A 4,524-nucleotide genomic window follows, 5' to 3' on the forward strand; every position below is an offset into this window, starting at 1 on the left:
TTAGACCCAATTCCCGTTCGTGCTGAGCTTGTCGAAGCACTGCTCGCCCCACGCGAGGCATCGCGTGGGGCTCGGGCCCTTCGACAGGCTTAGGGCGAACGGCAAGTGGAAGAGGCTGGCGCGCCAGCCCCTAAGCCCCCAGCCCTACCCCGCGTCGCGCGCGCTGCTGATCAGGAGTTTGTCGATCCGGCGCCCGTCGAGATCGACCACTTCGAACTTCCAGCCCTGCTCGACGAAGCTCTCGCCCTCGCCCGGCAAATGGCGGAATACCGCGAGCGCGAGGCCGGCGACGGTGGCATAATCGCGCTCCTCGGGCAGGTCGATGCCGAGGCGTTCGGCCAGCGCATCGGCCGCCATATGGCCGGCGATCAGCAATGATCCGTCGTCGCGCGTCACCACCGTCGGCGCATCCTCGGGGTCGGCGTCGGAGACGAATTCGCCGGCGATTGCCGCGAGCAGATCTGCGGGCGTGACGATTCCTTCGAAATGGCCATATTCGTCATGGATCAGCGCCATCGGCACCTCGGCCTGGCGCAGCGCGTCGAGCGCGTCCATTGCGTCGATCTGGTCGAGCACCACCGGCGCCTGGCGCATCAGCGCGCGGACATCGAGCGGCTCGCCCTTGAACAAAGCGACGGCGATATCGCGCGCCTGCACCACGCCGATGACGGTATCGACCGAGCCTTCGGCCACCGGCAAGCGGCTGTGCGAGGCTTGCACCAGCGCCGCGCGGAGCCCGGCATCGTCGAGCGTCGCGTCGATCCATTCGATGTCGGTGCGCGGCGTCATGACCTCGCGCACCGGGCGATCGGCGAGGCGTACCACGCCCGAAATGATCGAGCGCTCATGTTCTTCGATTACGCCGGATTTGCTCGCTTCGGCGACGATCAGATGCAGTTCCTCGGCGGTAACATGCTCCTCGCTCTCGCGCTTCAGGCCCATCAGGCGGAACAGCGCGCCGCTCGACGAATCGAGCAACCACACGACCGGGGCGGCCCCCCAGGCCAGCGCCATGAGCGGCCCCGCCATCGCCGCTGCAATCGGCTCGGGCGCACGCAGCGCGATCTGCTTGGGCACCAGCTCGCCGATCACCAGCGACAAATACGTGGTAATGCCGATGACGATCACGAAGCCGATCGACTGGGTCACTTCGCTGCTCAGGCCAAGATAGTCCATCCGCGCCGCGACTGGCCCGCCCAGGCTCGCGCCCGAATAGGCACCGGCGAGAATTCCGATCAGCGTGATGCCGATCTGCGTGGTGGAGAGGAATTTGCCGGGATCGGCGGCCAGCGCGATGGCCGTGCGCGCGCCGCGCTTCCCGGCGCGCGCCATCGCCTCCAACCGCGCCTTGCGCGACGAGACGATCGCCAGTTCGGACATGGCGAAAACGCCGTTCAACACGATCAGCGCGAAGATGATCGCGACGTCGATCCACGGGAAGGGGGATAGCGGATGCATGATGCTGCACCTTCCTTCGCGCGATTCGGGGTATTTCACAACCGTCGCGTCACATTCGCGCGCGTTCCGCCAGACAGGTCAGCGCCGCGCTGCGAAGAAATCGCGGAGCAAGGCGGCGGCTTCGCCTTCGCCAATGCCGGGAAACACCTCGGGCCGGTGGTGGACAGTCGGCTGGGCGAACAGCGCAGGACCATGTTCCACGGCACCGCCCTTGGGATCACTCGCGCCATAATAGAGGCGGGCGATGCGGGCGTGCGCGATGGCGCCGGCACACATGGCGCACGGTTCCAGCGTTACCCAAAGGTCGCAATCGCTCAGCCGATCGGTGCCGAGCGCCGCCGCCGCCGCGCGAATCGCCAGGATTTCGGCATGTGCCGTCGGGTCATGCAAGGCGCGGGGCGCATTGGCCGATATCGCGACGATTCGTCCGGCGTGCACCACGACTGCGCCCACCGGCACTTCGCCCGCCGCTGCTGCCAACGCGGCGGCATCGAGCGCAGCGCGCATCGGGGCGGGGAGCGGGATCACCGCGACCCCATGCCCCACCCCGCGCGAAACCGCCAGATCGTCGACGCGATCGTTGGCGGGTGTTATTCGGCCGTGGCGGTGTTGCCATCCGCCTCGGCTGGCTTGGTCACCTTGAGCGTCGGCACGGCGATCGTCTTGGTCGTCGTCCCGACGGTCGGGACTTCGACCGTCTTGTTGGTGGTGCCGAATTCGACCGTTGCCATATTGGCGGTCACTTTGGGGGCCTTGCCGCCATTGACGCTCACCGTCGGCAACGACCCGGCCTTGGTATCGATCTTGAGCATGCCAAGCGACACGAGTGCGACGACAACGAGGGCGGCAAGACCGACCAGGGCAAACAGGAAACGCATGGGACTTCTCCTATAGTGCCCATTGGATGGGCCAATCGAATCGTTACCGTAACCAAACGCCGAGTCCGCGTGTTCGTTGCATGCCAGAGACCTATTCGCGCCGCAACGCACACGCCGTGTCGACCGCGATGTTGACCTGCTGCCGTGCTTTCGGTATGCGCCGCGCCTTCACGAGCCTCATTACGGGCTTGATCAGCGACTCAGGAATTCACGATGGCGCGCATTTGCGAACTGACCGGCAAGGGCCGGATGGTGGGAAACAACGTCTCCCACGCCAATAACAAGACCAAGCGTACCTTTCTGCCCAATCTGCAGAACGTCACGCTCATCTCGGATGCACTCGGCACCAGCGTGAAGCTGCGTGTTTCGGCGCACGGGCTGCGTTCGGTCGAGCATGTCGGCGGGTTGGACAATTGGCTGGTCAAGACGACCAACGAAAAGCTCTCGCTGCGCGCGCGTCGCCTGAAGCGTGACGTGTCGAAGAAGCTGACCGCCGCGACTCAGGTCGCCGCTTAAGCGCTATTGCTTCCGGTCCTGCTTTGGCGGGATCGGGTCTAGCCTGAATTTCAGCAGCAATGTGCGCTGAACCGGAAGCTGGTTGTCATCCGACACCAGCCAAAGGGTGGTTGCGCGCCCTTCGCGCGTGGCGGCAACTCCTTCGAAATTTTCGTGGATCAGCGGTGCCGCGAGCGTCGCGATATCGCGCCCGCGCACCGTCGCGCCGGGCCGCACCTGCGCCGGATCAACGACGCTCAGCACGCTCGAAAAGCGCGCCCAGCTGAACCGCCGGTTGAGGATCAGCCAGCGCCCGTCGGGCAGTACGGTCATGTCGCTCGGATCATATCCCGCGGGCGGCAGATAGTTGAAGCGGAAGCCGCGGCGCGGGTGCAGCACGGGATCGCCGTAAAAGACGACCCCGCCCCGCCCCGTGGCACCGCGCCACGGCGCGCGCTCGCCAATCGCCACCATTCCGCCACCGGGCAGCAGCGTCATCGCCTCAGCGCCGGCGTTTTCGGGCCAGTGGCGGATCACGGCGGGGCGAACGCGCGCCTCGGCACGGGCGAAGCCGGCGGCATAGCGCCACAAGGCATTGGCATTTTCGAACCCGACCCAGATCGCGCCGGTGTGTGGATCGACGCTCATCGATTCGCTGTCACGACTGCGCTTGGACCAACCGGTGCCGGGTCCGCCGGGCAAATCGCCAAAGCTCGCCGCGCGCAAGCGCCCGTCGCGGCCCAGCGCGAATCGCACGATATTGCCGCCATCGCTCAGCAGCGTGAAGCGGTCGCCCGCGACCGCGAGCGAAGAAAAGCCGCCAAACGCCGGGTCGTGGCTCGAAAGTGTGACTCCGCCCAGCCACACGAGATCGCCGACCCGGGTGCGGCGCGGATCGGCGCGGTCGAGCGCGACCGGAGTCGCGCGCACGTCCGCGACGGACCCCAGCACATCGCGATGCACCGGACGCGATCCTTCGGGGACGAGCAGGAGGACGAGCAGGAGCGACAGGAGGATCCGCATCCGCTGCCCCTGCGGGAGGCGGGCACGCCGCGCAACCATCGTTCGAGCCGAAGTGATGATGAACGGCGGCTAACAACCCCATTCAGCCTCGTCTCAGCGCGACTCGGCGATAAGGGCAACATCGGACACAGCCCAACCGGCCCGAACAGGAGACGTACCATGATGAAGAAGCTTACGCTCGCCGCCACCGCGATGGCCATGACCGCCGCCGGTTTGGCCGCAACGCCCGCTGCCGCGCAGCGCTATGACAATGGCCAGGCCTATGCCTATGACCAGGCGTATCAGGACGGCTATAACCGGCAGGACGACCGTGGATATCGGCGCGATTACCGCGACGACCGCCGCTATGAACAGCCGCGTCAGTATCGCCAGTATCAGGACCAGTATCAGGACCCGTATCAGAATCGGCGCTATTACAGCCAGTCGCGCGACCGCTGCCGCAGTGACCAGGGGACGATCATCGGCGCGATCGCGGGTGGTTTGCTGGGACATGTGATCGCCGGACGCGGTGACCGGACGCTTGGCGCAGTGCTCGGTGCAGGCGGTGGTGCGCTGGCCGGTCGTGCGATCGAGCGGGATGGCTGCCGCCGGTAAGGCAGGGTGAAGGGGCGGCTGCGGCCGCCCCGGTGCTCGCTGAAGCGAGCAGCGCCCTTACCGGACGGCGGGTCGC

6 protein-coding genes are annotated in these 4,524 nt (G+C 66.4%); 2 read left to right on the forward strand and 4 right to left on the reverse strand.

The window, feature by feature from the left end; translation table 11 throughout:
- Positions 1-144: 144 nt before the first annotated feature.
- From ABWP09_RS13645 to ABWP09_RS13655, 3 genes are all read right to left on the reverse strand, one after another.
- Complete coding sequence (locus ABWP09_RS13645; protein ID WP_353205672.1) at positions 145-1,458, reverse strand: hemolysin family protein; 1,314 nt, start codon at positions 1,456-1,458, stop codon at positions 145-147.
- Positions 1,459-1,536: 78 nt separating this feature from the next.
- Positions 1,537-1,965 (reverse strand): nucleoside deaminase, encoded by a 429-nt coding sequence (locus ABWP09_RS13650; protein ID WP_353205676.1) that lies wholly within the window; start codon positions 1,963-1,965, stop codon positions 1,537-1,539.
- Positions 1,966-2,048: 83 nt separating this feature from the next.
- On the reverse strand, positions 2,049-2,336 hold the full coding sequence (locus tag ABWP09_RS13655; RefSeq protein WP_353205673.1) for a hypothetical protein: 288 nt from the start codon (positions 2,334-2,336) through the stop codon (positions 2,049-2,051).
- Between the two features lie 213 nt (positions 2,337-2,549).
- Here ABWP09_RS13655 and rpmB point away from each other — a divergent pair, with 213 nt between their 5' ends.
- Entirely contained in the window at positions 2,550-2,852 is a 303-nt protein-coding gene (gene rpmB, locus ABWP09_RS13660; protein ID WP_188448160.1) for a 50S ribosomal protein L28, read from the forward strand.
- A 3-nt stretch (positions 2,853-2,855) separates the two neighbouring features.
- Here rpmB and ABWP09_RS13665 read toward each other — a convergent pair whose 3' ends face one another.
- Positions 2,856-3,854 (reverse strand): esterase-like activity of phytase family protein, encoded by a 999-nt coding sequence (locus ABWP09_RS13665; protein ID WP_353205674.1) that lies wholly within the window; start codon positions 3,852-3,854, stop codon positions 2,856-2,858.
- 159 nt (positions 3,855-4,013) lie between these two features.
- On the opposite strand from ABWP09_RS13665, the gene ABWP09_RS13670 reads away from it, so the two are divergent.
- A complete protein-coding gene (locus tag ABWP09_RS13670) occupies positions 4,014-4,448 on the forward strand; it encodes a glycine zipper 2TM domain-containing protein (RefSeq protein WP_353205675.1) in 435 nt (144 codons plus the stop codon).
- Positions 4,449-4,524 lie beyond the last annotated feature (76 nt).

Origin of the sequence: Sphingomonas sp., assembly GCF_040398505.1 — a bacterium.
In the GTDB taxonomy this organism is placed as follows: Bacteria; Pseudomonadota; Alphaproteobacteria; order Sphingomonadales; family Sphingomonadaceae; genus Sphingomonas.